This is a genomic window from Romboutsia sp. LXY-2, from assembly GCF_056171995.1.
In genome coordinates this window covers 1-23702 of sequence record NZ_JBKFGI010000015.1, presented here as the reverse complement: position 1 = coordinate 23702, position 23702 = coordinate 1, and the positions used below count along the sequence as shown (strand labels likewise).

Annotated in this window: 25 protein-coding genes and 1 rRNA gene; 22 read left to right on the top strand and 4 right to left on the bottom strand. The window is 30.1% G+C overall.

The annotated features are described in order from the left end of the window. Nucleotides 1-46 precede the first annotated feature (46 nt). From ftsH to ACI48P_RS19010, 4 genes are all read left to right on the top strand, one after another. Nucleotides 47-1870 (top strand): ATP-dependent zinc metalloprotease FtsH, encoded by a 1824-nt coding sequence (gene ftsH / locus ACI48P_RS19025; RefSeq protein WP_475218652.1) that lies wholly within the window; start codon nucleotides 47-49, stop codon nucleotides 1868-1870. A gap of 241 nt (nucleotides 1871-2111) precedes the next feature. Next, nucleotides 2112-2450 carry a hypothetical protein gene (locus ACI48P_RS19020; protein ID WP_475218650.1) on the top strand — a complete coding sequence of 113 codons (339 nt, stop codon included), beginning with the start codon at nucleotides 2112-2114 and terminating at the stop codon, nucleotides 2448-2450. A 249-nt stretch (nucleotides 2451-2699) separates the two neighbouring features. Continuing rightward, nucleotides 2700-3314, top strand: coding sequence for a DUF488 domain-containing protein (locus ACI48P_RS19015; protein ID WP_475218649.1), 615 nt, complete (start codon nucleotides 2700-2702; stop codon nucleotides 3312-3314). Nucleotides 3315-3397: 83 nt separating this feature from the next. Then, entirely contained in the window at nucleotides 3398-3826 is a 429-nt protein-coding gene (locus tag ACI48P_RS19010; protein ID WP_475218647.1) for a DUF2871 domain-containing protein, read from the top strand. Between the two features lie 95 nt (nucleotides 3827-3921). On the opposite strand, the gene ACI48P_RS19005 is transcribed toward ACI48P_RS19010, so the two are convergent. Then, nucleotides 3922-4647 carry a TMEM164-related integral membrane acyltransferase gene (locus ACI48P_RS19005; protein ID WP_475218645.1) on the bottom strand — a complete coding sequence of 242 codons (726 nt, stop codon included), beginning with the start codon at nucleotides 4645-4647 and terminating at the stop codon, nucleotides 3922-3924. A gap of 293 nt (nucleotides 4648-4940) precedes the next feature. Between ACI48P_RS19005 and bioB the strand changes: the two genes are divergently transcribed. From bioB to ACI48P_RS18935, 14 genes are all read left to right on the top strand, one after another. Continuing rightward, a complete protein-coding gene (gene bioB / locus ACI48P_RS19000; protein ID WP_475218643.1) occupies nucleotides 4941-5891 on the top strand; it encodes a biotin synthase BioB in 951 nt (316 codons plus the stop codon). A 16-nt stretch (nucleotides 5892-5907) separates the two neighbouring features. Further along, a complete protein-coding gene (bioD, locus tag ACI48P_RS18995) occupies nucleotides 5908-6588 on the top strand; it encodes a dethiobiotin synthase (protein WP_475218641.1) in 681 nt (226 codons plus the stop codon). A 14-nt stretch (nucleotides 6589-6602) separates the two neighbouring features. Further along, nucleotides 6603-7958, top strand: a complete 1356-nt coding sequence (bioA, locus tag ACI48P_RS18990; protein ID WP_475218640.1) for an adenosylmethionine--8-amino-7-oxononanoate transaminase — start codon at nucleotides 6603-6605, stop codon at nucleotides 7956-7958. A gap of 70 nt (nucleotides 7959-8028) precedes the next feature. Further along, the gene (locus tag ACI48P_RS18985; RefSeq protein ID WP_475218639.1) at nucleotides 8029-8532 is read left to right on the top strand and encodes a hypothetical protein; all 504 of its coding nucleotides are present in this window, start codon (nucleotides 8029-8031) and stop codon (nucleotides 8530-8532) included. A gap of 13 nt (nucleotides 8533-8545) precedes the next feature. After that, nucleotides 8546-9358, top strand: a complete 813-nt coding sequence (locus tag ACI48P_RS18980) for a 6-carboxyhexanoate--CoA ligase (RefSeq protein ID WP_475218638.1) — start codon at nucleotides 8546-8548, stop codon at nucleotides 9356-9358. Between the two features lie 90 nt (nucleotides 9359-9448). Then, complete coding sequence (gene bioF / locus ACI48P_RS18975) at nucleotides 9449-10600, top strand: 8-amino-7-oxononanoate synthase (RefSeq protein WP_475218636.1); 1152 nt, start codon at nucleotides 9449-9451, stop codon at nucleotides 10598-10600. A gap of 74 nt (nucleotides 10601-10674) precedes the next feature. Further along, on the top strand, nucleotides 10675-10971 hold the full coding sequence (locus tag ACI48P_RS18970; protein ID WP_475218634.1) for a hypothetical protein: 297 nt from the start codon (nucleotides 10675-10677) through the stop codon (nucleotides 10969-10971). A gap of 133 nt (nucleotides 10972-11104) precedes the next feature. Continuing rightward, the gene (locus tag ACI48P_RS18965; RefSeq protein ID WP_475218819.1) at nucleotides 11105-11626 is read left to right on the top strand and encodes an RNA polymerase sigma factor; all 522 of its coding nucleotides are present in this window, start codon (nucleotides 11105-11107) and stop codon (nucleotides 11624-11626) included. After that, nucleotides 11613-11942: a hypothetical protein gene (locus ACI48P_RS18960; protein ID WP_475218632.1), complete on the top strand. Its 330-nt coding sequence runs from the start codon at nucleotides 11613-11615 to the stop codon at nucleotides 11940-11942. The genes ACI48P_RS18965 and ACI48P_RS18960 overlap by 14 nt, the downstream gene beginning before the upstream one ends. Beyond that, the gene (locus ACI48P_RS18955; RefSeq protein ID WP_475218630.1) at nucleotides 11939-12646 is read left to right on the top strand and encodes a hypothetical protein; all 708 of its coding nucleotides are present in this window, start codon (nucleotides 11939-11941) and stop codon (nucleotides 12644-12646) included. Before ACI48P_RS18960 ends, ACI48P_RS18955 begins: the two co-directional genes overlap by 4 nt. 227 nt (nucleotides 12647-12873) lie before the next feature. Further along, a complete protein-coding gene (locus ACI48P_RS18950) occupies nucleotides 12874-13335 on the top strand; it encodes a metallophosphoesterase family protein (protein ID WP_475218629.1) in 462 nt (153 codons plus the stop codon). A gap of 12 nt (nucleotides 13336-13347) precedes the next feature. Next, nucleotides 13348-14196 (top strand): DUF5685 family protein, encoded by an 849-nt coding sequence (locus ACI48P_RS18945; RefSeq protein ID WP_475218628.1) that lies wholly within the window; start codon nucleotides 13348-13350, stop codon nucleotides 14194-14196. Beyond that, the gene (locus ACI48P_RS18940) at nucleotides 14177-14638 is read left to right on the top strand and encodes a hypothetical protein (protein WP_475218626.1); all 462 of its coding nucleotides are present in this window, start codon (nucleotides 14177-14179) and stop codon (nucleotides 14636-14638) included. Before ACI48P_RS18945 ends, ACI48P_RS18940 begins: the two co-directional genes overlap by 20 nt. An 11-nt stretch (nucleotides 14639-14649) precedes the next feature. Then, nucleotides 14650-15144: a hypothetical protein gene (locus ACI48P_RS18935; RefSeq protein ID WP_475218625.1), complete on the top strand. Its 495-nt coding sequence runs from the start codon at nucleotides 14650-14652 to the stop codon at nucleotides 15142-15144. Between the two features lie 115 nt (nucleotides 15145-15259). Here the strand turns inward: ACI48P_RS18935 and ACI48P_RS18930 are convergent, their stop codons facing one another. Then, entirely contained in the window at nucleotides 15260-16003 is a 744-nt protein-coding gene (locus ACI48P_RS18930; protein ID WP_475218623.1) for a hypothetical protein, read from the bottom strand. A 144-nt stretch (nucleotides 16004-16147) separates the two neighbouring features. After that, nucleotides 16148-16876 (bottom strand): HAD family hydrolase, encoded by a 729-nt coding sequence (locus tag ACI48P_RS18925; protein ID WP_475218621.1) that lies wholly within the window; start codon nucleotides 16874-16876, stop codon nucleotides 16148-16150. Nucleotides 16877-17105: 229 nt separating this feature from the next. Here ACI48P_RS18925 and ACI48P_RS18920 point away from each other — a divergent pair, with 229 nt between their 5' ends. Next, nucleotides 17106-18188, top strand: coding sequence for a hypothetical protein (locus tag ACI48P_RS18920; protein WP_475218620.1), 1083 nt, complete (start codon nucleotides 17106-17108; stop codon nucleotides 18186-18188). A 157-nt stretch (nucleotides 18189-18345) separates the two neighbouring features. On the opposite strand, the gene ACI48P_RS18915 is transcribed toward ACI48P_RS18920, so the two are convergent. After that, complete coding sequence (locus tag ACI48P_RS18915) at nucleotides 18346-18867, bottom strand: hypothetical protein (RefSeq protein WP_475218618.1); 522 nt, start codon at nucleotides 18865-18867, stop codon at nucleotides 18346-18348. Nucleotides 18868-19073: 206 nt separating this feature from the next. Here ACI48P_RS18915 and ACI48P_RS18910 point away from each other — a divergent pair, with 206 nt between their 5' ends. From ACI48P_RS18910 to ACI48P_RS18900, 3 genes are all read left to right on the top strand, one after another. After that, the gene (locus ACI48P_RS18910) at nucleotides 19074-19442 is read left to right on the top strand and encodes an ArsR/SmtB family transcription factor (RefSeq protein ID WP_475218617.1); all 369 of its coding nucleotides are present in this window, start codon (nucleotides 19074-19076) and stop codon (nucleotides 19440-19442) included. A gap of 10 nt (nucleotides 19443-19452) precedes the next feature. After that, complete coding sequence (locus tag ACI48P_RS18905; RefSeq protein WP_475218615.1) at nucleotides 19453-21852, top strand: heavy metal translocating P-type ATPase; 2400 nt, start codon at nucleotides 19453-19455, stop codon at nucleotides 21850-21852. Between the two features lie 430 nt (nucleotides 21853-22282). After that, nucleotides 22283-23702 (top strand): 16S ribosomal RNA (locus tag ACI48P_RS18900); the annotation flags it as partial.

Below are 23702 nucleotides of genomic sequence, written 5' to 3'. Positions count from 1 at the left end.
AATAGCATTGTATTGAATAACAATACATAAAAAGGAGTTGGATATTATGGGGCAAAGAAAAGCACCGAAAAAGCCCTTGATTTATTACTACATTGTAGTAGTTCTAGGTATTATGCTTATAAATGGGTTTATATTACCTACGATTTTAAATAAAGAAATAAATCAAGTAGACTATGGAACATTTTTAACACAAATAGAAAGTAACAAAGTAAAAGAAGTAGAGATTCAAAATAATAAAATAATATATACAGCAACAGATGATAAAGGAAAAGAAGGAATTTATGTAACTGGAACAATGGAAGATCCTGATTTAGTTAAGAAGTTACATGAAAATAAGAATATTAAATTCTCAAAAGTTATTCCAGAAGAAACTTCTTTCATAACAGATTTATTGTTTACATGGGTAATACCTATAGCAATATTTATGTTTATGGGTCAGTTATTCGCTAGACAAATGCAAAAGCGAATGGGTGGACCTGGTGCTATGAGTTTTGGAAAGAGTAATGCAAAAATATATGTAGAAGCTCAAACAGGAAAAACATTTAAAGATGTAGCTGGTCAAGATGAAGCCAAAGAAGCTTTGACTGAGATAGTTGATTTCTTACATCATCCGGAAAAGTATAGTGAAATAGGAGCGAAATTACCAAAAGGAGCTTTATTAGTTGGACCTCCGGGAACAGGTAAAACACTTTTAGCAAAAGCTGTTGCTGGTGAAGCTAAAGTGCCATTTTTCTCTATTTCTGGTTCAGAGTTTGTAGAGATGTTTGTTGGTATGGGGGCTGCTAAAGTAAGAGATTTATTTAAGCAAGCAAATGAAAAAGCTCCTTGTATAGTGTTTATAGATGAGATTGATACTATAGGTAAAAAACGTGACAATGGAGGTATGGGTGGTAATGATGAAAGAGAGCAAACTCTTAATCAATTACTAACAGAGATGGATGGATTTGATGGTAAAAAAGGAGTAGTTATATTAGCTGCTACAAATAGACCAGAAAGTTTAGATAAGGCATTACTTAGACCAGGTCGTTTTGATAGACGTATACCTGTAGAACTTCCAGATTTAAAAGGTAGAGAAGCTATACTTACAGTTTCTTCGGAGCAAGTTAAGATGGAAGATAATATAGACTTTAATGCTATAGCAAGAGCAACATCAGGTGCATCAGGTGCAGATCTTGCAAATATAGTAAATGAGGCTGCACTTCGTGCAGTAAGAGATGGAAGAAATGCTGTAAGTCAAGGTGACTTAGAAGAAAGTGTTGAGGTTATTATTGCAGGGTACCAAAGAAAGAATGCAGTTGTATCTAAGAAAGAAAAAGAGATTGTATCTTATCATGAAATAGGTCATGCAATAGTTGCAGCAAAACAAAACAACTCAGCACCAGTGCATAAAATTACAATAATACCAAGAACATCTGGAGCATTAGGTTATACTATGCAAGTAGATGCAGAAGAAAATAACCTTATGAATAAAGAAGAAGCTTTTAATAAAATAGTTACTTTCACAGGTGGTAGAGCAGCAGAAGAAATAATATTTAATAGTATTACTTCAGGAGCTGCAAATGACATAGAGCAAGCTACAAAAATTGCACGTGCTATGGTAACAAGACTTGGTATGAGTGAAAACTTTGATATGATGGCTTTAGAAACAGTTACTAATCAGTATCTAGGTGGAGATGCATCACTAGCTTGTTCACCATCTACATCAGCGAAAATAGATGAAGAAGTATTATCTATTATCAAAGAAGCTCACGGAAAAGCTAAAAAAATATTACTAGAAAATGAAGAAAAACTACATGAATTATCTAAGTACCTTCTTGAAAAAGAAACAATAACAGGTGAAGAGTTCATGGAAATTTTAAATAGAGAATAAACAAAAAGTGCCATGATTAATAATTTTATAGTTATTAATCATGGCACTTTTGTTATATAAATAGCAGTCTAAGTACTCATATTTTTAAGAAAAGTAATTTTTGTGATAAAATTTTTTATAAAGTGTGCCAGTTTTTTAGGCGTAATATTGAAATAGTAACTGTAAAAGCTTTTACAGATTGGGAGGAATAGAAATTGGAAGATAAATTGATAATTAAATATATCAAAAAAAGAAATCCAAAGTGGATTATAAGATAAATAGTATTAGCATTAGTAAATACAACTTAATAGTTGATTATGAAATGCCTAGAAGCTTTCCAGCAACAAAGGAAGAAGATAAAAATGATGTAGTAAAAAGAGTTCAGATAGACCTGGATAACTATTACGAAGCATATTCATTAGACCCTACTGATAAGTTTGTAAAAAAAGATTCATCTTACTATAAAGTAGAGGGAGATTCAATAAGAAGTAGGGCATCTATAGTTTTAGACCCAATAAATATAGATGGAGAGCCAAAAGAGTTAACTCTTACTTTTAAGGAAATGAAAAAATACATGATGAATCAAATGGTTACGAGTTAGAGGAGGTAGATAATACTGAAAAAGTAGTATTTAATATAAAGATAAATCAGTAAAAAGGTTTTATGCTAAATATAATAATGCAACTGTAAAAAAATAAGCTCGGAAGATAATAATCTACTGAGCTTATTTTTTTGCATTAATAAGAACTATAAAATATATAGATAAACATCTCTATATGATTAATCAAATATTAATTGTGTATATATAGAAATAGATATAATAAAATTAATTTAGAAAGTAGGTAACAATGTGGATGTTTATGCAATAGGTCACTCTAATTATCCTTTGGAGAAGTTTTTAGATATGATAAACAAATATGATATAAACTGCATAGTTGATATAAGAGAAACACCTTACTCTAAATATAATGTTCAGTACAACAAAGAGGACTTTAATAAAACCCTGAAGAAGCTAGGGTACACATATATTTACATGGGTGTAGAATTTGGAGCAAAAAGGTTAAGTAAGCTTAGCTACAATAAACAAGGTTATGCTGATTTTGAAGAAGTAGCTAAAGAAGAAATCTTTTTACAAGGAATAGAGAGACTAAAAAAAGGATGCTCTATAGGCTATAAAATAGTGTTAATGGGAGCTATGCAGGAACCAATAAGATGTCATAGGTCAATATTAGTAGGAAGAGAATTAGAAAAATATGGATTTAATATAAAGTATATAATGCATGAAGGTCATATAGAATATAAAAAGGATATAGAAGATTATTTGCTTGATAAATACTTTGATGAAAGGAACCAATTAAGTATAGATAATTTACTAGGTAATGCAATGAGTAAGAATGATATGATAAATGAAGGATATAAATTAGCAAATAAAGAAATAGGATTTAGGACTGAGAATTTAAAGTAGCGGATTTTTTATTTATTATGTTTTGGACTAGTTTAAAAAGTGTATATAATAAATAAACTGAAAATCATTTAGGGGGTTATTATATGCAAAAACTTTTTAAAATTTCATCATTTTATTTATTTTTAGGGCTAGTACTTGGAGTATTTTATAGAGAATTTACTAAATTTAATAATTTTACAGGAACAACAACTTTAGGATTAACTCACTCTCATGTTCTTATACTTGGATTTGTATTCTTCATAATAGTGTTATTATTAGAGAAAAACTTTGATATTTCATCTATTAAAAATTTTAAAGCTTGGCTTATAACATATAATGTAGGATTAATTTATATGGTATCAACTTTAGTGCTTAGAGGAATTTTACAAGTTCAAGGTAGTGACTTTAGCGGGTTAAGTCATATTGCAGGATTAGGACATGCTATTTTAGGTATATCTTTAGTATGGTTCTGTGTAATTGTAAATAAAGCAATAAAAACTTATGAAAACAAAAGTGATGTAAAAAACATATAGAAATATAGAATATTATTAGAGCCATATAATTTTGTAAAATATTATAAAATTATATGGCTCTATTTATTTATATCGAAATGAAAAATATATACTTATTATAAAAAAAGTAATGATAGCTGCTCTTTTATTTTATATACACTATTTAATGCAATGTAGATAAGGCTAATAACCAAATTAGAAATAAGCATAACTATCCCACCATAAACCAAATGATTAAGGTTTTGTCCAATAGATATTGGTGATGAATTCATATATCCATAATTAGAGCCTATAGTGCAGTTTAATATATACATAGTCATACAGTATACATTCGTAAATACTAGTAATCTTTTTAAATCTATCTTACTCATGCCAGTCTTTTTAATACATAAAACATATACGCTGCCCCAAAGTAAAAATAGATGTCCTACAAAGTAGGATACCATGGTTATATGTGGAAATACAAATGGATCTGGTCCTGGAACTAATAAGGCAAATATAGAACCTATTATTCCCCAGTAACTTCCAAATTTCATTAGCATTTGCTTATCTAAAATAAGCCCTATACCTAAAAGTAATATAGAGATTCTACAGTGGTATAGTGGAAGACCCTGCGTTAACACATTGTAGTCGCTTACAAAGTACCACAAGTATAAAGTGGACTGTTGAATAAGCAAAACAATACCTATGAAAAGTTCAAAATTACGACTTTCTTTTATATGCTTAACAATTAAATAACTTATCAGAATTGATAATACCAATATTATTACATGAAATCGTCCGAACTTTATGAAATTCACACTATCGGGAATACCTCTAAAAAAATATCCAAAGTTGTGCATTTTCTGTGCTCCTTTATTTATATTATTTATAACAGAAAATACTATAATAACAAATAAATTGACATTATTCTATAGGTTAATTATTACAGAGTGCCTCTTAGAAACTGAAATAGTAGGAGTTGTAGGTAAGTAATAGGATGTGTATTTTTATGCTATAAAGATATAAAACAATAAAAGAACATCATTTAGGTAAACTAAAAAAATAAAATAGGTTGACGTAAATAAATTACTGAATTAGAATTTAAACATAGAAACGATTAATAAAACTTTTAATACGTAGGCAGGTAAATTATATGATTAGAAAATTAGCAGGTAAAATCAAAGACGGATATTTAATAAATAAAGAAGAAGCTATGGAACTATTAAATTACGATGTAAAAGAACTAATGGAGTGTGCAAATGAAATCAGAGAATATTTTATGGGAAATCACTTTGACTTATGTTGCATCGTCAATGGTAAGAGTGGTCAATGTAGTGAAGATTGTAAGTTCTGTGCTCAATCATCATACTATAAGACAAACGCAGAAGTATACTCTTTACTACCTCAGGAAGAATTTGTAAAGGATGCCGAGTATCACCATGATAAAGAAGTAAAAAGATACTCTATAGTAACTTCAGGTAAGAAATTATATAAAAAAGAAATGGAACATGTGTGTGAATCATACAAGAAGATAAAAGATGAAGTAGGAATAAGAACATGTGCATCACATGGTTTACTAGATGAAGATGATTTAAAAATGCTTAAAGATGTTGGGGTAGAAAGATACCATAATAACTTAGAAACTTCAAGAAATCACTTCTCAAAAATTTGTACTACCCATACATATGATGACAAAATTGAAACAATAAAAGCGGCTCAAAGAGCCGGTCTTGAAGTATGTAGTGGAGGTATTATGGGTCTTGGTGAAAACAATGAAGATAGAATAGACATGGCATTTGAATTAAGAAATCTCAATATAAAATCAATACCATTAAATGTACTTAACTATATAGAGGGGACACCAATGGGTAACATAGAGCCTGTGACAGAAGAAGAATTTTTAAAGATATTAGCGATATATAGATTTATAAATCCTACAAGTTATATAAGATTAGCTGGAGGAAGAAACCTTTTAACAAAATACGGAATATTAGCATTCAAAGGTGGAGCTAATGCAACTATAACAGGGGATTTATTGACAACTTGTGGAAATGGGATTTCTGAAGACAAAAAAATGATTAGAGAACTAGGATTTGAAATATAGGGATAAGAGGTGAAGTATGGGAAAAGGAATTTTTATTATAGGGACAGATACAGATGTGGGAAAGACTTTTGTAAATGGAGGGATAACCTACAAACTAAAACAAAGTGGATATAAGGTAATATCATATAAGCCAGTACAATCAGGAGGGATAATTCCTCAGGATTGTAAATATGTAAAAGAAATATGTGATTTAGCAAATACATATGAAGAAATGAATAGCTATTGTTTAAATGAAGAAGTATCTCCACATCTAGCATCTAGAATGGAAAATATAACAATAGATAAAGAAAAAATAATAAATCATTACAAAAAACTTATTGATGAGTATGAGTATGTAATATCTGAAGGAGCTGGAGGTATAGTAGTTCCTTTGATTGAAAATAAGTACTTTGTATATGATTTAATAAAAGATTTAGGTATGGATGTTGTTATAGTGGCCCGTGCAGGTGTAGGAACAATAAATCATACTGTGCTTACAAATGAATTTTTAAAACTAAAGAATATTAAGGCTAAAGGAATTATCATTAATCAATACAATGAGAAGTTTTATGAGGATGACAACATTGAGGCTATAGAAAACCTGACAAAGTTACAGGTAGTAGGCAAGCTTAGTAACATAAATGATTTTACTAAGGAAAATATTCAAGAAGAATACAAAAAATTAGATTTAGAAAAATTAAAAAAATTATTTGATTAAAGGAGATAAAGATAATGAGTATGAAGAGTCTTCAAGAAAAAGATTTAAAATATGTATGGCATCCATGTTCTCAGATGAAGGATTATGAAAAATTTCCACCAATAGTTATAGAAAAAGGTAAGGGCGTATTTTTAGAGGATGTTGAAGGTAAAAAGTATTTAGATGCAGTTTCATCTTGGTGGGTAAATCTATTCGGTCACTCTAACCAAAGAATAAATGATGCACTATATAAGCAAGCAAATACATTAGAGCATGTTATATTTGCAAACTTTACTCACAAACCGGCAATAGAAATTTCTGAAAGAATAGTAAATTTAGCACCAGATAGACTAGACAAAGTATTCTTTGGCGATAACGGATCATCAGCAGTAGAGATTGCCTTAAAACTTAGTTTCCAATACCATCAACAAATAGGAAAAAGTAAAAAAATAAAGTTTGTAAATATAAGTGATGCGTATCATGGTGAAACAATAGGAGCTTTATCTATGGGGGATATGGATTTATATAATAAGGTATATAAGCCTATATTATTAGATTCACTTACTGTAGAGGGACCTGATTGCTTTAGATGTAAATACAATAAAGAGAGAAACACGTGTAAAGCAGAGTGTTTTGAACTTATGGAAAAAGCTATTAAAGATATACATGAAGAAGTAACTGCAATAATAATAGAGCCGATGGTTCAATGTGCAGCAGGTATGAAAATATATTCTCCTAATTACTTAGTAAAGTTAAGAGAACTTTGTGATAAGTATGATATTAATTTAATAGCAGATGAAATAGCTGTTGGTTTTGGTAGAACTGGAAAGATGTTTGCAAGTGAAAATGCAGGTATATCGCCTGATATTATGTGCTTATCTAAAGGATTAACTGCAGGATATATGCCATTATCATTAGTTCTGATGAGTAATAAAATATATGATGCATTTTATGATGAGTATAGTACTATGAAGGCATTTTTACACAGTCATAGTTATTCAGGAAATCCTCTAGGATGTAGCATAGCAGTAGAAACATTAAATATTTTTAAAGACGAAGATATATTAGAAAAGAATAAAGCAAAAAGTGAGTACTTAAGAAATAAAGTAGAAAGCGTTTTAAAAGACATACCTCATGTTGGTGAGTACAGACAAATAGGTATGATAGGAGCAATAGAATTAGTAAAAGATAAAGAAACCAAAGAGCCTTTTGAGTATGAAAAAAGAGTTGGATATAACATATACAAAAATGCACTAAAGAAAGGTGTTATATTAAGAGCTTTAGGAAATATAGTTTACTTTATGCCTCCATTTGTAATTTCAGAAGAAGAGATAGACTTTATGGTGGAAGTAGCTAGAGATAGTATAAAAGAGTACTTCGATAACAATTAAAAATATAAACACAATTAATCTTATGAAAATTTATAGGGATTAAGTTGAAGAAAGATATAGAGGTAACGATATGAACAATAAAACGAAAGAAATAACATTAATTTCTTTGTTAGCAGTTATTATTGCTATATCAGGTACATTTAAATTACCAGGGTTAATACCAGGTACAGAATTTCAAATGTCAGCACCTATAGCAATAGCAATATGCGCTACTTTTGGATTCAAACGATATATAAGTGCGGGGATAATAGCAAGCTGTATAAACTTATTAATGGGAACACACACCATATTAAATGTAATTGTAGCTATGACATTTAGAATAGTGGCAGGTGGAACCATAGGTATATTAGGAACTAGTTTTTTAGTAATTACATTAGCAGGCCCCCTAGGAACTTTTGTAGGAAGAATAGTAATGTCTCAAATAGTAGGAACACCATTTAAAGCATTACTAATAGCTGCATTTCCTGGTATGATTTACACTGCATTATCATCTTATCTGATATATAAAGTTATACTTAAAATAGTAAAGAGTACGCCATACAAAAACCTTAGCACTCAAGTCAAAATAGGTTAGGTGCAATATGGGGTTGTATAGTATAAAAATGAGAGCGGCTAAAGATGAAAAACATATATCTGGAGCTGAAAATATAGTAGAAGAACATGATTTGGAAAGAGCGGTTAGCCTTTTAATAAAAAGGGCACTAATTCATACCAAAGGTAAATCAGATTTTATAAATATAAAAATAGAAGAAATAGAAGAAGAAAAATTAGAAGCTCTTAAACCTTTAGAAGTAACTACTGTAAATGTAAAAGATCATATTGAAGGAATGGAATGTGTAGAAGCAATTCTTGATAAATTAGGAGTTGATGAAAAAAGAGCAAAGAAAATACTAAATATGTTTAATGAAACCTTCAATATGAGAGGTGCGATGTTATTAGATATTAACACTCTAGAAAGACTAGAATATGATAAAAAAAGAGGTATTAGAGCTACATATATGGATTTTGAAGGATCTAAATTAAATCACCTTACAAAGGATACAAAACATAATGCACATTTTATAGAAGCATTAGCACTAGCCACAAAGGTGGCTAATGCACCTAATATAATAGGTGAAATATGTTACTCGGATGATCCACATTATACTGCGGGGTATATTGCTTCTAAAAAGTATGGATATATAAGATTCCCATATCTTAAGCAGTTAGGTGATATTAGAGGTGGAAGGATATTTTTATATGACTCTTCAAATGAGAATAGGAATTGTAATGAGAAAGAGAAAAATATATTAAAATGTATAGACTACATAGAAAATACTAAAGTGATAATAAAGGACGAAATCGAAATAAATGATAGTAGAAATTATTATGACATATTAAATAATAATTTTGATTTCTAGATAAATTTAATAGTTAAAATTAGATTGAAATAAATTTATAGGTTGAACATCATGGCAATGTGTTCAACCTATATCTGTGTGGAGGTAAATATGTCATACATTAAAGGAAAGCTGCAAAAGATAAAAGATAATAATTTATATAGAGAAATTAGATATTTAAGTGAAGCTCAAGATACTTATACTACAATAGATGGGAAAAAAGTATTATTAATGTCATCTAATAACTATCTTGGACTTTGCAATAATGAAGAAGTAAAGAATGCTGCAATAGAAGCTATAAATAAATATGGATTAGGCTCTGGAGGATCAAGACTTACCACAGGTAGTTATGATGTCCATAAAGAACTTGAAGAAAAAATAGCTAAATTCAAAAATAAAGAAGCGGCTTTAATTTTTAATACTGGATATATGGCAAATGTAGGTGTAATATCGGCTATATGTGAAGATGGCTATTATATATTTAGTGATGAATTAAATCATGCGAGTATAATTGATGGATGTAAATTATCTAAAGGAAAAATACTTGTATATAAGCATAATGATATGGATGATTTATATAGAAAAATAAGTGAAATAAATCCTAAAAAGGGAATAATAGTAACTGATAGTGTCTTTAGTATGGATGGAGACATAGCTAATATGAATAGAATAGTAGAGATAGCCAAAGAAAAAAATCTACTTACCTTAGTGGATGATGCACATGCTACAGGAGTAATCGGAAAAACAGGAAGAGGAAGTAGTGAGTACTTTAATTGTGATATAGACATTACTATAGGTACCTTAAGTAAGGCAATTGGAAGCGAAGGTGGATTCGTATGTGCAAAGTCAGATGTTATTGATTACTTAAAAAATAAAGCTAGAAGCTTTATTTTTTCAACAGCACTTTCTCCAGCGGTAATAAGTGGAGCTATCAAAAGCTTTGATATTATTGAAAAAAATCCAGAACTAGTAAAAAAATTATCTTCTAATATTAATTATTTGTGTGAAGGTCTTAAGGATATAGGTTTTGACGTTAGCAGTGAAACACCAATAATACCTATAATTATTGGAGATGAAGAGCTAGCCCTTAATTTCAGTAAAAAATTAATTGAAGAGGGTGTTTATATACCTGCAATAAGATTTCCTACAGTAAAAAAAGGAGAAGCTAGACTTAGAATGACTTTAATGGCTACTCATAGCAAAGAAGATATTGATTTAGCATTGTCTAAAATAAAAAAGGTTAAAGAAGAACTTGGAATTTAGAACACTAAAAGAAATTGATATAAGTTCAAATATTAGTTAAAATATACTCGATTATATTTGAAAGAGGAATGAGCATGCGCAAAATTAATAAAGATACGAAATATGATATTATTCAAAGAAATATTAAAACATTTAGGAACTCATTAAACATAACATTTACAGTAATTCTCATTATAGGCGGTATATTATTTAAACATATGCTATTTATTGTAGCGGCATTAATGATAGGTGGATATACAACTTATACGATGAAAAAAGACTATGACGCAAAAGTTAAAGCTGAAATTGAGTATGTAAACAGAGCAAGAGAATTAACAAATAAGATGAGCGGTAAAAAAGCTACTAAAAGTAAAAAGAAAAAACGTAAATAACTAATTAAAATATCTCAAGGGATCATTAAATTCCTTGAGATATTTTTTATGATAAAAAATAAGTTACAATAAAAATGAACCGATGATGAAGTTACGACAATTATAAGTGTGGGGGGTGATATGATTGGAAATAGTGGATATAGAGAACATCATTGATGAATACGGAAGTTTTATATATAAGTTTTGCATAAAGCTAACACAAAATAAAGAAGATGGGGAAGACCTTTATCAGCAGACCTTTTTAAAGGCAGTAGAGTTAAAATCAAAATTAGATATAAATAAAAATCCTAAAAGTTATTTAATATCTATATCAGTTAAACTTTGGAAAAACTCAGTGAGGAAGAATATTCGGAGAGAAACTATCGCTAAAAGCGTAAACATAGATGGATATGAATCAATGGAGATAAAAGATACAAAAGTAAATACAGAGCAAAATGTAATAGAAAAAGAAATTGAAGATGAAGTTAACTTAGCAGTAAGTAAGCTAGAAGATAAGTTTAAGCTAGCTATTATTATGCACTATACAGCAGAGATGCCTATAGAAGATATAGCAAGAGCTTTAATGATTCCAAAGGGAACTGTAAAAAGTCGATTGTACAAAGGACGAAGTATTATAAAAAAAGAATTGGAGGTTATGGGATATGAAGGATTATGATAATTTAGATGATTTACTTAAAAAATCTCTTTCATCTAAAGAAACTCCTTCTATAGGAGTAAATGTAGATTTAAAAATTAAAATAAATAATCAAATTGAAGAAAATAAGGGGATCTCAATATGGTGGTTACCGATGGTTATATCAATAGTAATGACAGGTATGGGATATACGTTTATAAATATATTTGTTCCATCAGGTGTAATACAAAATATGCTTATTTTATTTAGCATTGTTTCGCTTATATTTAGTACTTCAATGACGGCTATTGGTGTGAAATATTTTGAACTTAGAAAAGGAGCTAGAGTAAATATATGAATGAATTTATATGGGTAGTAATGTGTCTTTTATTAATTGTAGTTGCAGGTATATTTTTAGGATTATGGACATATAGAGATGCGCAAAATAGGGGATTAAATCCTAAGTTATGGACATTAATAGTTATTTTAGGGCCTAGTGGCATAGGTATTTTGATTTATTTTTTAGTAGCAAGAAAGCAAAGTTTTATAAAGTGCAATAGCTGTTCAAATAACATCCCACGAGATTCTAAGTATTGTAATAAATGTGGTAATTTAGTTACTGAAATAAAAGAAATTGAGAAAAAGCCTACAAAGAATTTTATGATTGGGTTTGTAGTAAGCTTTTTAGTATCTATGTCATGTTTTGTAGGTTTTATATTTACTAGTGAGAGTCTTGAATTTACTAGTGGGACATCACTTTTCCTTGTTGAAGTTAATACAAAGAAGAAGTGGAATATATCTTATTATAAATCCACAGCTGAGTTTTCTAGAACCATAAAGAAAGAAGATAATACACCATCTAATATGTATATTGACGCAAGTTGTGATGAAGGTAACTTGGCTATTAAAATAACGCAGGATGATAAAGAAGAAGTCATTGATATAAGTAACACTAATGGGAGCATGAAGGTTGATTTAAGTAAGTATGAAAATGGGAAAATAAAATTGTATTTAATGAATGAAGGATGTAAAGGTGTAAGTCTAGAAGCCTATTGGGAATAAATATATATAAAGAGACTTTAAAGTTATTAGTTTTAAAAGCTATACAACTCTAAGGTCTTTTTTACGCGTAAGAAAATTTTTATTGAAAATAATTGGAGTATTGTAGGTAAAAATACTTATTAATACTATGTTAAATTAAAAATAGATTAAAAATATCCTATTTTTAATCGATAAATGTTAAAAATGGATATAATTATTATATAGAAGAAAATATTAGGAGATAAATAATGATAATAGGTATAATATCTGATACTCATGGATTACTTAGACAAGAAGTAAAAGATAACTTAAGTGATTGTAACCTGATAATTCATGGAGGAGATATAGGCAAGCTAAATGTAATAGAAGAATTAGAAAAAATAACGAACATAGAATTTATAAAAGGCAACTGTGATAAAGGAGAAGAATTTAAAAATACTCCAGAAACTAAAATAATAAATGTAGATAATTCTAAAATATATATAGTTCACGATATTAGTAAAGTAGATATAGATTTAGAAAAAGAGCAAATAGATATTGTAATTTATGGACACTCTCACAAAAGTGACATTTACTCAAAAGATAATGTATTATATATTAATCCAGGTTCTGTAGGACCAAGACGATTTAAACTACATACAACCATGGCGAAATTATATATAGGAGCTAATAAAGATTATAAGGTTGATCTTATAACAATAAATAACTAGAAAGGAAACAATATGTTTGGATACGTAAAAGTAAACAAAATGGATTTAACTTTTAGAGAATACGAACACTATAGAGGTTACTATTGTGGCTTATGTAAATATCTAAAAGACAACCATGGAGAAATATCTAGATTATCACTAAACTATGATATCACTTTTCTGATACTTGTGCTTACATCGGTTTATAGACCAAAGCCAACAGTTACAGAAGAAGGATGTATAGTAAATCCATTTAAAAAGAAAAAGAAAATAGTAAATGAAATAACAGAGTATGCAGCAAGTATGAATGTATTACTTACATACTATAAACTAGAAGATAATTTAAAAGATGATAGAGGAATAAAAGATGTATTAGCATATAATATATACAAAGGAAAATTGAAGCTAGCATATGAAAAATATCCTCAAAAAGCTGAATATATAAAAAAACAGCTAGATATACTATATAAGCTAGAACAAGAGAAAAATTATAATATTGATGAAGTATCAAATACCTTTGGGAATTTAATGGGCGAGATATTTGCCTACAAAAATGATCAATACGAAAGAGATTTAAGGATGGTAGGATTTAACGTAGGAAAGTATATTTATTTACTAGATGCTTATGAAGACTTAGAAAAAGACTACAAAAAGGGAAGTTATAATCCATTTATTGATTATGTAGATAGAAAAGAAGAACTAAAAGAAAAGGTAGATAAGCTTATTGGATTATCCTTAGGTTTTTTAGCTCAAGGTATTAATAATCTAAATATTAGAATGAACACAGGAATAATAGAAAATATCATATATTCAGGAGTTTTCTTAAGATATAAAAATATATTAGATAAAGGGTGTGAAACAAATGTACAGCAACACATATAATAATGACAATTTTATAAAAGTAAGAGCTCTTATAGATAATAAAGAGTTTAAAGCAGCGTATGATTTTTTAAAAACAATAAGTGATAAATGTGCCCAGTGGTACTACTTAACAGGTATATCTGCTATGAATATAGGATATTATGAAGAAGGCGAAAGTTGCATAAATACAGCTAAAACTATGGAGCCAGAAAATACAGATTATGATAGTGTGGTAACTAGTTTTAGTAGATACAGAGATGATTATCATGATAGGGCATATAGATATAATAGAAGAAGACGTAATGATTTAGATGGATGCTGTTGTTGCTGCTGTGACGGTCTTTGCTGTTGTGATGATTGTTGCTGCTGTATAGGTGATGACTGTTGTGGTGATTGTACAAAATTATGGTGTCTAGACTCATGTTGTGAATGCTTCGGAGGAGATATAGTAAGTTGTTTTTAGGAGAATAAAAAATGAGTAGAAAAATAGCTTATGGAGGAATTTTATTAGCATTAAATATTATTTTATTGATGCTTACAAATATAGTACCTATAAATACATTATTTTTAATGGGTCTAGCATCTTTGCCTATTTCTGTTGTAATAATGGAATATGGTACAAAAATGGGAGTGGCTTTTTATATAGGTTCAGTAGTACTATCTTTTATTGTGATGGCAAATAAAGCACAATATATTTTATATATATTCACCTTTGGAATATATGGATTAATAAAATATCTTTTAGAGAGATATAAATCCATATATATTGAATTTGCATTGAAGCTAGTATTTGCAAATATGGTTGTAGCAATATTATATTTCATGTTAAAGCCATTTGTATTTATACCTATAAATATAGTTGCGATTGTTGCTTTTCAAGTAGTGTTTGTAGTTTATGATTATATGTATAGTGCATTTATAGACTACTATAATGATAAGATTAGAAGATTGCTAAAAATAAATAATTAATAAAAAAATACTATATAGTCATTGTAGTAATACAATTTTCTATATAGTATTTTAATTTATATCCTAAAAAATAATTATTAAAAATTAGTTGGGTCATAAGATATTAACATGTTTATTAAAAATTAAAATAAGATTTTTGATTTTCATCAAGTTCAGCTTTGCAATTTCCGCAATAATAAGATGTAGATTTTGAAATAAAAACATTATTTGTATCGTCATATTCTAATCTGGATGTATCAAAAATTCCAACTTTAGTTAAGTCCTTGCCGCAATTATTGCAAGATTGAATTTTGCAGATATTTTCAAGAGTTTCAAGAGTAGTATTAGCAAGTATAGTGTTACAGTTATTGCACACTACTTGTTTTGAGTTGTTGCTAGATACTTCTATAAGTTTATTTTCAGAACTAGAAAATCTATGTACAGTATTACCAATAACCTTATAACCTAAATCGAATATATTACACTTACAGCGTGTACAAGTATATTTAGGTAAGTTTTCATTATGCTTTTCACCTGACTCTACACTAGAAATCTCAGATAAAATAGTATTGTTATTTTTGAAAGTATCATCAAGTAAGCTTAACACTTCATCACAATTGTATTGCTTTGAAGCTGCAATTAAGTGTGCTCTAATTGATGAATAGTTATTATTTTTAGAAGGAGTATCCAAATCTAGCTTATTATTTTCAATAGCGAATTTAACTATAGAAGGTAGGTTATGCTTTATAGCAAAAAATAAAACCATTTCATCTATTACTTTATCATCGATTTTGCTGGAAAACTCAATCCAAAGGTCAGGGGACTCTAAATATAATTTTTTACTTAGTTCTTGTAAATCTTTATCTATAGTAGTATTCATAATTAAATCTCCTTATTAAAAAGTTCATTTCCATTATACCATTAAGGCATTTTAGATAAGCTTTGATCGAAGAGACCAAATCATTTAGTTCAAATAATTAAAAGCCCATTAGATAATAATCTAAGGACTTTAATTTATAAATATTTATATGTCTAGTATGTCAACATTTGCATTTAGAGAATAAATTATATCTTTTCGCTCTACTATTATTTTAGCAGTTTTTGATATTATAGGGTCACTACCTATATGAGAAACAAGTTCTTTAGTTGGATTTATAGCAATAGGGTTTCCAACTCTTCTAAGCATGTTTATATCTCCATTAGTGTCACCATAAGCGTATGACTTTGATAAATCTAGGTTGTATTTATTTACAAAATCATTAATTGCGTTGTTTTTACTTACAGAATCCCACATAGGAATTACCTTACCATTAAAAGTATCATTCTCAAAAACATAATCAGAACCTATAAAATCTGTAGCACTATATTTTTTAGCCATCTTTTCAACTAAAAAGTTAGGACTACCAGATATGAATATTACGATATGTCCGTTATCTAAATGCCATTTTATTCTAGAACGAGTATATTTATATACTCTATCTGATTTTAGACGTATTACTTGATCACTAGTAAAGTCTATACAAGTTTTATCTAATCCAATTAAGGATTCTACGTATAAGTCACATACTTCTAATAAGTAGTCGTCGTAGTTTCCTTGTCTCTTATCCCAATCCATAAATGTATCTCTTGCATGTGTATACCAAGCTTTTTGATCGATAATGTCATACTTGATTAACTTTTTAAAATGTTCAACCATAAGAGAGTCTCTATATAGAGTACCGTCTATATCAAAAAATGCTGCAATTTTTTCCATAATATCACCTCGATTAACCATTTATTTTATTATATTATAAAATCCTGATTAAGTTGTAAAATAATATAAAATAAATTAAAATTCTTTTTAAGAGATAAACTATTAACAGTATTAGTTAAAAATTATATGACTAATAATTAGTTTATAGCCTATTTATATATATTATTCACAAAAAAAGATTCGGTTAAAAGTTTTTATAAACAATAAAAGATAAAGAGGACGTGATGTAATGGAATTTAAATTTGCAAAAATAACAAACTCTAGACTTATGGGAAGTATGGGACTTATTATAGCGTGGCAAGAAAAAGAGGAAGAAGTATATCAATACTTTTTACTAGATGCAGAAGGGCTAGGAATAGCTGATTATGTTGGACTTCATAACCCTAGTGAACAAGAAGCTTATAGAGAAGAAGAAAGGTTGATGGGAGGACTCGGCTCAGATAGAATAAAAATATCTGAAGATGAAGCATTATTCTTAGTTAGTTATTATGGAAATAAAAACTCCTATTATGAAAAGCCATTACCTGGTCATGTTGAAGAATATATAGATATTATAGAAAATTATAAAAGTGACTTAAGTATATATGATATGTTTCCTAAGATATGTAAGGAGATTAATGAAGAAGTAGAATTTATTAACTACATGACTATGAGATTTATTGCCTGGGATAAAGAAAGTTTATATTATTTCTCTCAAAGTGAAGAAATATCTCAAATGCATATTACCAACATAAACGGAACTCTTTTAAAGACAAGAGTTTATGATAGAGGAAATAATATATATGTTAGTGAAGTAATATTTGAAGATAATGATGGATACTACATATGCAAGATTGCTTTTAACATAGATAAACTAGAGAGTGGGTTTAAAATTAGTTCTATGGTTGTTGGTGAAAAAGAGGGTATGTATGACTTTGATGTTTTTGATGAAATATCAAAAGAAGAATATGTTAGTATATATAGCTTAGAAAATAGAGAAGAGTTTTTAGAGAGATTTTATGCAGATAATCCATTTGTGCTAAAAAGTGATTTAGAGGATGCAGTTTTCTTTACAAGATTTAACTTTAACAATAATCATGTAAAAGAATATATATATATTATCAATAACGATATAAAGGCAATATATTATCAAATGGGAGATAAGTTTTTTGTAGGGACTTATAGTGATAAAGATAGAAAGTATATTAATAAATTACTTCAATGTAATTATGAAGATTATATTAAGCTAGATGAAGAGTTATTTTTCGATGAAAATGTACTTTATGATTTTGTAGAGTCAGGTTCAGACAACTTCTATGATTTTTTAGATTAAGTTATTAAGTGTATAGATAAAAATAAAGCCATGATATTATCCTATATCACGGCTTTATTTTGTATTTATAATATTGGGGGAATATTATGAGGAATACATTAAATATTTTGTACAAATATTTAAATTTTAAACATGTATTTAAAAAAAAATAAAAAAATTACATTTCTTCCTCATCAAACTCCTCAATATTAATAGCTTCCATACCCGGCATCATTTGCATAAAAGGATACATCTGCATACCTGGCATCATACCCGGCATCATCATGTTCATTGGTGGCATCATCATTCCTTGCATACCCGGCATCATACCCGGCATCATATTTGGCATCATCATCCCTGGATACATACCCATCATACCCGGCATCATATTTGGCATACACTGCATATTATTTTGCATATTAAACATATCTTCAAATTCGTCCATTTCATCCATATCATCATCTTCAAATTGGTAGTTATATGGATTATCATCCATAGGTTCTTGACCAAGAAGAGGATTAGCCATTTGAGGATTCATATAAGTCATATAATTTGACATATTTGCGTTTTGATTCATTTGGTTAGGATAATTCATAGCATAAGGATTGAAATACATCATAGGATCAAGATAAGGTCTAGGGTATATATAATTAGGATCCATATCGTCATTTTGGTTATTGGAAAACATATCAAAATTCATAATAATTATACCTCCTAAAAAAAATTCTAAAACATCTATCGTAAAGTGCTCTAATAATATATATATTATTAAAAATGTTAATATGTGCATTTTGTAATTTATTTTAAAAAGTGTACAAAATATAGTTGCAAAACTAGGACAAATAGCATAGTATTTAATATATGAACAATTATTCATATATTAAAATGAAACTTGGAGGAACTAATATGAAACGAGGCTTAGATACTTGTGTTTGTAATGAAATACATGAAAATGTTGTTATAGAAGCAAAAAATACAATGCCAGATGAAGAATTACTATATGATATGGCAGAGTTGTTTAAGGTATTTGGAGATACCACAAGAATAAAGATACTATATGCATTATTTGCGAATGAAATGTGTGTATGTGATATAGCTAGTTTATTAAATATGACACACTCGGCAATATCTCATCAACTTAGAGTTTTAAAGCAAGCTAGATTAGTTAAGTTTAGAAAAGAAGGTAAGGTTGTTTATTACTCGCTTGATGATGAGCACGTAAGTCAAATATTTGATTGTGGATTACATCATATAGAAGAAACATACAAGAGATAGGGGGATTAACATGGGAGCTTGTAGCTTGATTAAGAGAGAAATTCTCCTAGGAGGATTGAACTGTGCACATTGTGCAGAGGTAATTAATGAAAAAGTAGGTAAGTTAGAAGAAGTAGAATCAGCTAATTTAAACTTTATTAGTAAAAAACTTACTGTAGAGATAGTTGATTCTAGTAATGAAGATGAAGTAATTAATAAGATAATTGATATTATTAATGTGACAGAACCTGGATTAAATATTCAAGTAATAGGTTCTAATTATTCTTCAAGTAAATCTAAAATAATAAATACTTTTGTAAAGAAAGAAATATTACTTGGAGGATTAAACTGTGCACATTGTGCAGAGGTAATAAATGAAAAAGTAGGTAAATTAGATGGGATAGAGTCAGCGAACTTAAATTTCATTAATAAAAAACTTACTTTAAATATAAATAACTCAGTAGATGAAGAAGAAATAGTAAGTAAAGTTGTAGACATAATAAATACAACAGAGCCTGGATTAGATATACAGATACAATCGATAGATACGAATAAAAAAGTAAGTAAGGTAGATGTACACGAACATGATAATAGTAAAAAAGATTTAATTAAATTAATAATAGGAAGTTTAGTATATATATTTGGTATTTATCAAATTGCAACAGGATTTGAGAGTATATTAGCAGATGCATTATTTATAGTTGCATATATAGTTGTAGGTGGAAATGTATTAATAAAAGCCTTTAAAAATGCAATTAGAGGTCAAATGTTTGATGAAAACTTTTTAATGTCTATAGCAACTATAGGTGCTTTAGCAATAGGTGAGTTACCTGAGGCAGTTGGAGTTATGCTTTTCTATCAAGTAGGAGAGTACTTACAAGGTATGGCTGTTGGTAAATCAAGAAAATCAATAACTGCTCTTATGGAAATTAGGCCAGATTATGCAAATGTTAAAGTTGGGTCTGAAATTAAGGTAGTTTCTCCTGAAGAAGTAGGTATAGAAGATATAATAGTAGTTAAACCAGGAGAAAAAGTACCTCTAGATGGTGTAGTAGTAGATGGTGTATCTATGTTAGACACTTCTGCTCTTACAGGTGAATCTGTATTAAAAGAGGTTTCGGTTGGAGATGAAGTTTTATCAGGGGTAATAAATAAAAATGCTTTATTAACTATAAAAGTAACAAAAGAATTTGGAGAATCTACAGTATCTAAAATATTAGACCTTGTAGAAAATGCAAGTAGTAAGAAATCTAAAACTGAAAACTTTATAACTAAGTTTTCTAAATATTACACGCCAGCTGTAGTAATAGGAGCTATGATAGTAGCGTTTGTACCCCCTATAGTAATACCTGGAGCAAGTTTTAGTGAATGGATATATAGAGGATTAGTATTTTTAGTTGTATCTTGTCCATGTGCATTAGTGCTATCTATACCATTGACTTTCTTTAGTGGAATAGGGTTTGCTTCTAAAAATGGTATATTAATAAAGGGAAGTAACTATCTAGAAGCTTTAAGGAATGTAGATACAGTAGTATTTGATAAAACTGGTACTCTTACAAAAGGAGTATTTAAGGTTACAAAGGTAAATCCAGTAGGAATATCTGAAGATAAGTTATTAGAATATGCTGCATTTGCTGAAGCCAACTCTAATCATCCAATAGCTAAATCGATAACAAGTTATTATGATAAAGAAATAGATTTAAATAAAATAGAAAGCTACGAAGAAGTTGCAGCTTATGGAATTAAGATAAGTTATAATGGAGAAAACATATTAGCGGGTAATGAAAAATTAATGAGAAAAGAAAATATATTCTATTCTCCTACTAAGGAAGTTGGAACTGTAGTTTATCTAGCAGTTAATAAAATGTATAGAGGATATATTATAATTTCTGATGAAGTTAAAGATGATAGTGAAGACGCTATTAAGAAACTTAAGTCTATCGGAATAAAACAAGTTGTAATGTTAACTGGAGATAATGAAAAAGTAGCTAAAAGTATAGCATCACAACTTGGAGTAGATAAAGTATATGCTAATTTACTTCCAAATGAAAAGGTAGATAAGTTAGAAGAGATATACGTTGGAAGAAGTGAAAAAGAAAAAGTTGTATTTGTAGGTGATGGTATTAATGATGCTCCTGTTCTAGCGAGAGCTGATGTTGGGATTGCCATGGGTGGTCTAGGATCAGATGCAGCTATAGAAGCAGCAGACGTAGTACTTATGACTGATGAGCCTATCAAAATATCTAAAGGAATAGATATAGCTAAGAAAACCAATAAAATAGTATGGCAAAATATAATATTTGCATTAGGAGTAAAGGCAATTGTGTTAGTACTTGGTGCAGGAGGAGTAGCGACTATGTGGGAAGCAATATTTGCTGACGTAGGAGTTGCACTTATTGCAGTACTTAATGCTATGAGAGCTATGAAGTAAAAAAATATAAAATATGAAGAGTTGTATCTGTGATTATTAATCATTCAGATACAACTTTTTTTATATTAAGTAAAGTGACTTTAAAATCAAAATAGTATTAAATAAAAAGTTAGATTTTTCAATATCTTAAATAGTATAGTAATATATCGAATTTATATTATATTTAATTAAATGAAAAATAAAATAAAAAAACTTATAAAAAAACTATTGACGTATATAAAAAGAGGTGGTAAAGTATTACTTGTCCTTAAGAACGGGACAAAACGAAAGAAAAAATAACTTTCAAAAAAAGTTGACAAAGATTAAAAGCTTTGATAAACTGAGAAAGTCGAAAAGATGAACTTTGAAAATTAAACAGTAGGTTAATTTATAGAATTTGAAACAACCAAACAAAGCCAGATATATAACAGTATCTGAGCCCGTTAAACTTTTATTTGAGAGTTTGATCCTGGCTCAGGATGAACGCTGGCGGCGTGCCTAACACATGCAAGTCGAGCGATTCTCTTCGGAGAAGAGCGGCGGACGGGTGAGTAACGCGTGGGTAACCTGCCCTGTACACACGGATAACATACCGAAAGGTATGCTAATACGGGATAAAATGTTTTGATCGCATGGTCGAAATATCAAAGCTCCGGCGGTACAGGATGGACCCGCGTCTGATTAGCTAGTTGGTGAGGTAATGGCTCACCAAGGCGACGATCAGTAGCCGACCTGAGAGGGTGATCGGCCACATTGGAACTGAGACACGGTCCAAACTCCTACGGGAGGCAGCAGTGGGGAATATTGCACAATGGGCGAAAGCCTGATGCAGCAACGCCGCGTGAGCGATGAAGGCCTTCGGGTCGTAAAGCTCTGTCCTCAAGGAAGATAATGACGGTACTTGAGGAGGAAGCCCCGGCTAACTACGTGCCAGCAGCCGCGGTAATACGTAGGGGGCTAGCGTTATCCGGAATTACTGGGCGTAAAGGGTGCGTAGGTGGTTTCTTAAGTCAGAGGTGAAAGGCTACGGCTCAACCGTAGTAAGCCTTTGAAACCGAGAAACTTGAGTGCAGGAGAGGAGAGTAGAATTCCTAGTGTAGCGGTGAAATGCGTAGATATTAGGAGGAATACCAGTTGCGAAGGCGGCTCTCTGGACTGTAACTGACACTGAGGCACGAAAGCGTGGGGAGCAAACAGGATTAGATACCCTGGTAGTCCACGCCGTAAACGATGAGTACTAGCTGTCGGAGGTTACCCCCTTCGGTGGCGCAGCTAACGCATTAAGTACTCCGCCTGGGAAGTACGCTCGCAAGAGTGAAACTCAAAGGAATTGACGGGGACCCGCACAAGTAGCGGAGCATGTGGTTTAATTCGAAGCAACGCGAAGAACCTTACCTAAGCTTGACATCCTTTAGACCTCTCCCTAATCGGAGATTTCCCTTCGGGGACAGAAGTGACAGGTGGTGCATGGTTGTCGTCAGCTCGTGTCGTGAGATGTTGGGTTAAGTCCCGCAACGAGCGCAACCCTTGCCTTTAGTTGCCAGCATTAAGTTGGGCACTCTAGAGGGACTGCCAGGGATAACCTGGAGGAAGGTGGGGATGACGTCAAATCATCATGCCCCTTATGCTTAGGGCTACACACGTGCTACAATGGGTGGTACAGAGGGTTGCCAAACCGTGAGGTGGAGCTAATCCCTTAAAGCCATTCTCAGTTCGGATTGTAGGCTGAAACTCGCCTACATGAAGCTGGAGTTACTAGTAATCGCAGATCAGAATGCTGCGGTGAATGCGTTCCCGGGTCTTGTACACACCGCCCGTCACACCACGGAAGTTGGGGGCGCCCGAAGCCAGATAGCTAACCTTTTGGAAGC

Excerpts from the sequence above, each read along its gene's own strand:
- ftsH (WP_475218652.1), top strand. The coding sequence starts at position 47 with ATGGGGCAAAGAAAAGCACCGAAAAAGCCCTTGATTTATTACTACATT.
- ACI48P_RS19010 (WP_475218647.1), top strand. The coding sequence starts at position 3,398 with ATGCAAAAACTTTTTAAAATTTCATCATTTTATTTATTTTTAGGGCTA.
- ACI48P_RS19005 (WP_475218645.1), bottom strand. The coding sequence starts at position 4,647 with ATGCACAACTTTGGATATTTTTTTAGAGGTATTCCCGATAGTGTGAAT.
- bioB (WP_475218643.1), top strand. The coding sequence starts at position 4,941 with ATGATTAGAAAATTAGCAGGTAAAATCAAAGACGGATATTTAATAAAT.
- bioD (WP_475218641.1), top strand. The coding sequence starts at position 5,908 with ATGGGAAAAGGAATTTTTATTATAGGGACAGATACAGATGTGGGAAAG.
- bioA (WP_475218640.1), top strand. The coding sequence starts at position 6,603 with ATGAGTATGAAGAGTCTTCAAGAAAAAGATTTAAAATATGTATGGCAT.
- ACI48P_RS18985 (WP_475218639.1), top strand. The coding sequence starts at position 8,029 with ATGAACAATAAAACGAAAGAAATAACATTAATTTCTTTGTTAGCAGTT.
- bioF (WP_475218636.1), top strand. The coding sequence starts at position 9,449 with ATGTCATACATTAAAGGAAAGCTGCAAAAGATAAAAGATAATAATTTA.
- ACI48P_RS18970 (WP_475218634.1), top strand. The coding sequence starts at position 10,675 with ATGCGCAAAATTAATAAAGATACGAAATATGATATTATTCAAAGAAAT.
- ACI48P_RS18960 (WP_475218632.1), top strand. The coding sequence starts at position 11,613 with ATGAAGGATTATGATAATTTAGATGATTTACTTAAAAAATCTCTTTCA.
- ACI48P_RS18955 (WP_475218630.1), top strand. The coding sequence starts at position 11,939 with ATGAATGAATTTATATGGGTAGTAATGTGTCTTTTATTAATTGTAGTT.
- ACI48P_RS18950 (WP_475218629.1), top strand. The coding sequence starts at position 12,874 with ATGATAATAGGTATAATATCTGATACTCATGGATTACTTAGACAAGAA.
- ACI48P_RS18945 (WP_475218628.1), top strand. The coding sequence starts at position 13,348 with ATGTTTGGATACGTAAAAGTAAACAAAATGGATTTAACTTTTAGAGAA.
- ACI48P_RS18940 (WP_475218626.1), top strand. The coding sequence starts at position 14,177 with ATGTACAGCAACACATATAATAATGACAATTTTATAAAAGTAAGAGCT.
- ACI48P_RS18935 (WP_475218625.1), top strand. The coding sequence starts at position 14,650 with ATGAGTAGAAAAATAGCTTATGGAGGAATTTTATTAGCATTAAATATT.
- ACI48P_RS18930 (WP_475218623.1), bottom strand. The coding sequence starts at position 16,003 with ATGAATACTACTATAGATAAAGATTTACAAGAACTAAGTAAAAAATTA.
- ACI48P_RS18925 (WP_475218621.1), bottom strand. The coding sequence starts at position 16,876 with ATGGAAAAAATTGCAGCATTTTTTGATATAGACGGTACTCTATATAGA.
- ACI48P_RS18920 (WP_475218620.1), top strand. The coding sequence starts at position 17,106 with ATGGAATTTAAATTTGCAAAAATAACAAACTCTAGACTTATGGGAAGT.
- ACI48P_RS18915 (WP_475218618.1), bottom strand. The coding sequence starts at position 18,867 with ATGAATTTTGATATGTTTTCCAATAACCAAAATGACGATATGGATCCT.
- ACI48P_RS18910 (WP_475218617.1), top strand. The coding sequence starts at position 19,074 with ATGAAACGAGGCTTAGATACTTGTGTTTGTAATGAAATACATGAAAAT.
- ACI48P_RS18905 (WP_475218615.1), top strand. The coding sequence starts at position 19,453 with ATGGGAGCTTGTAGCTTGATTAAGAGAGAAATTCTCCTAGGAGGATTG.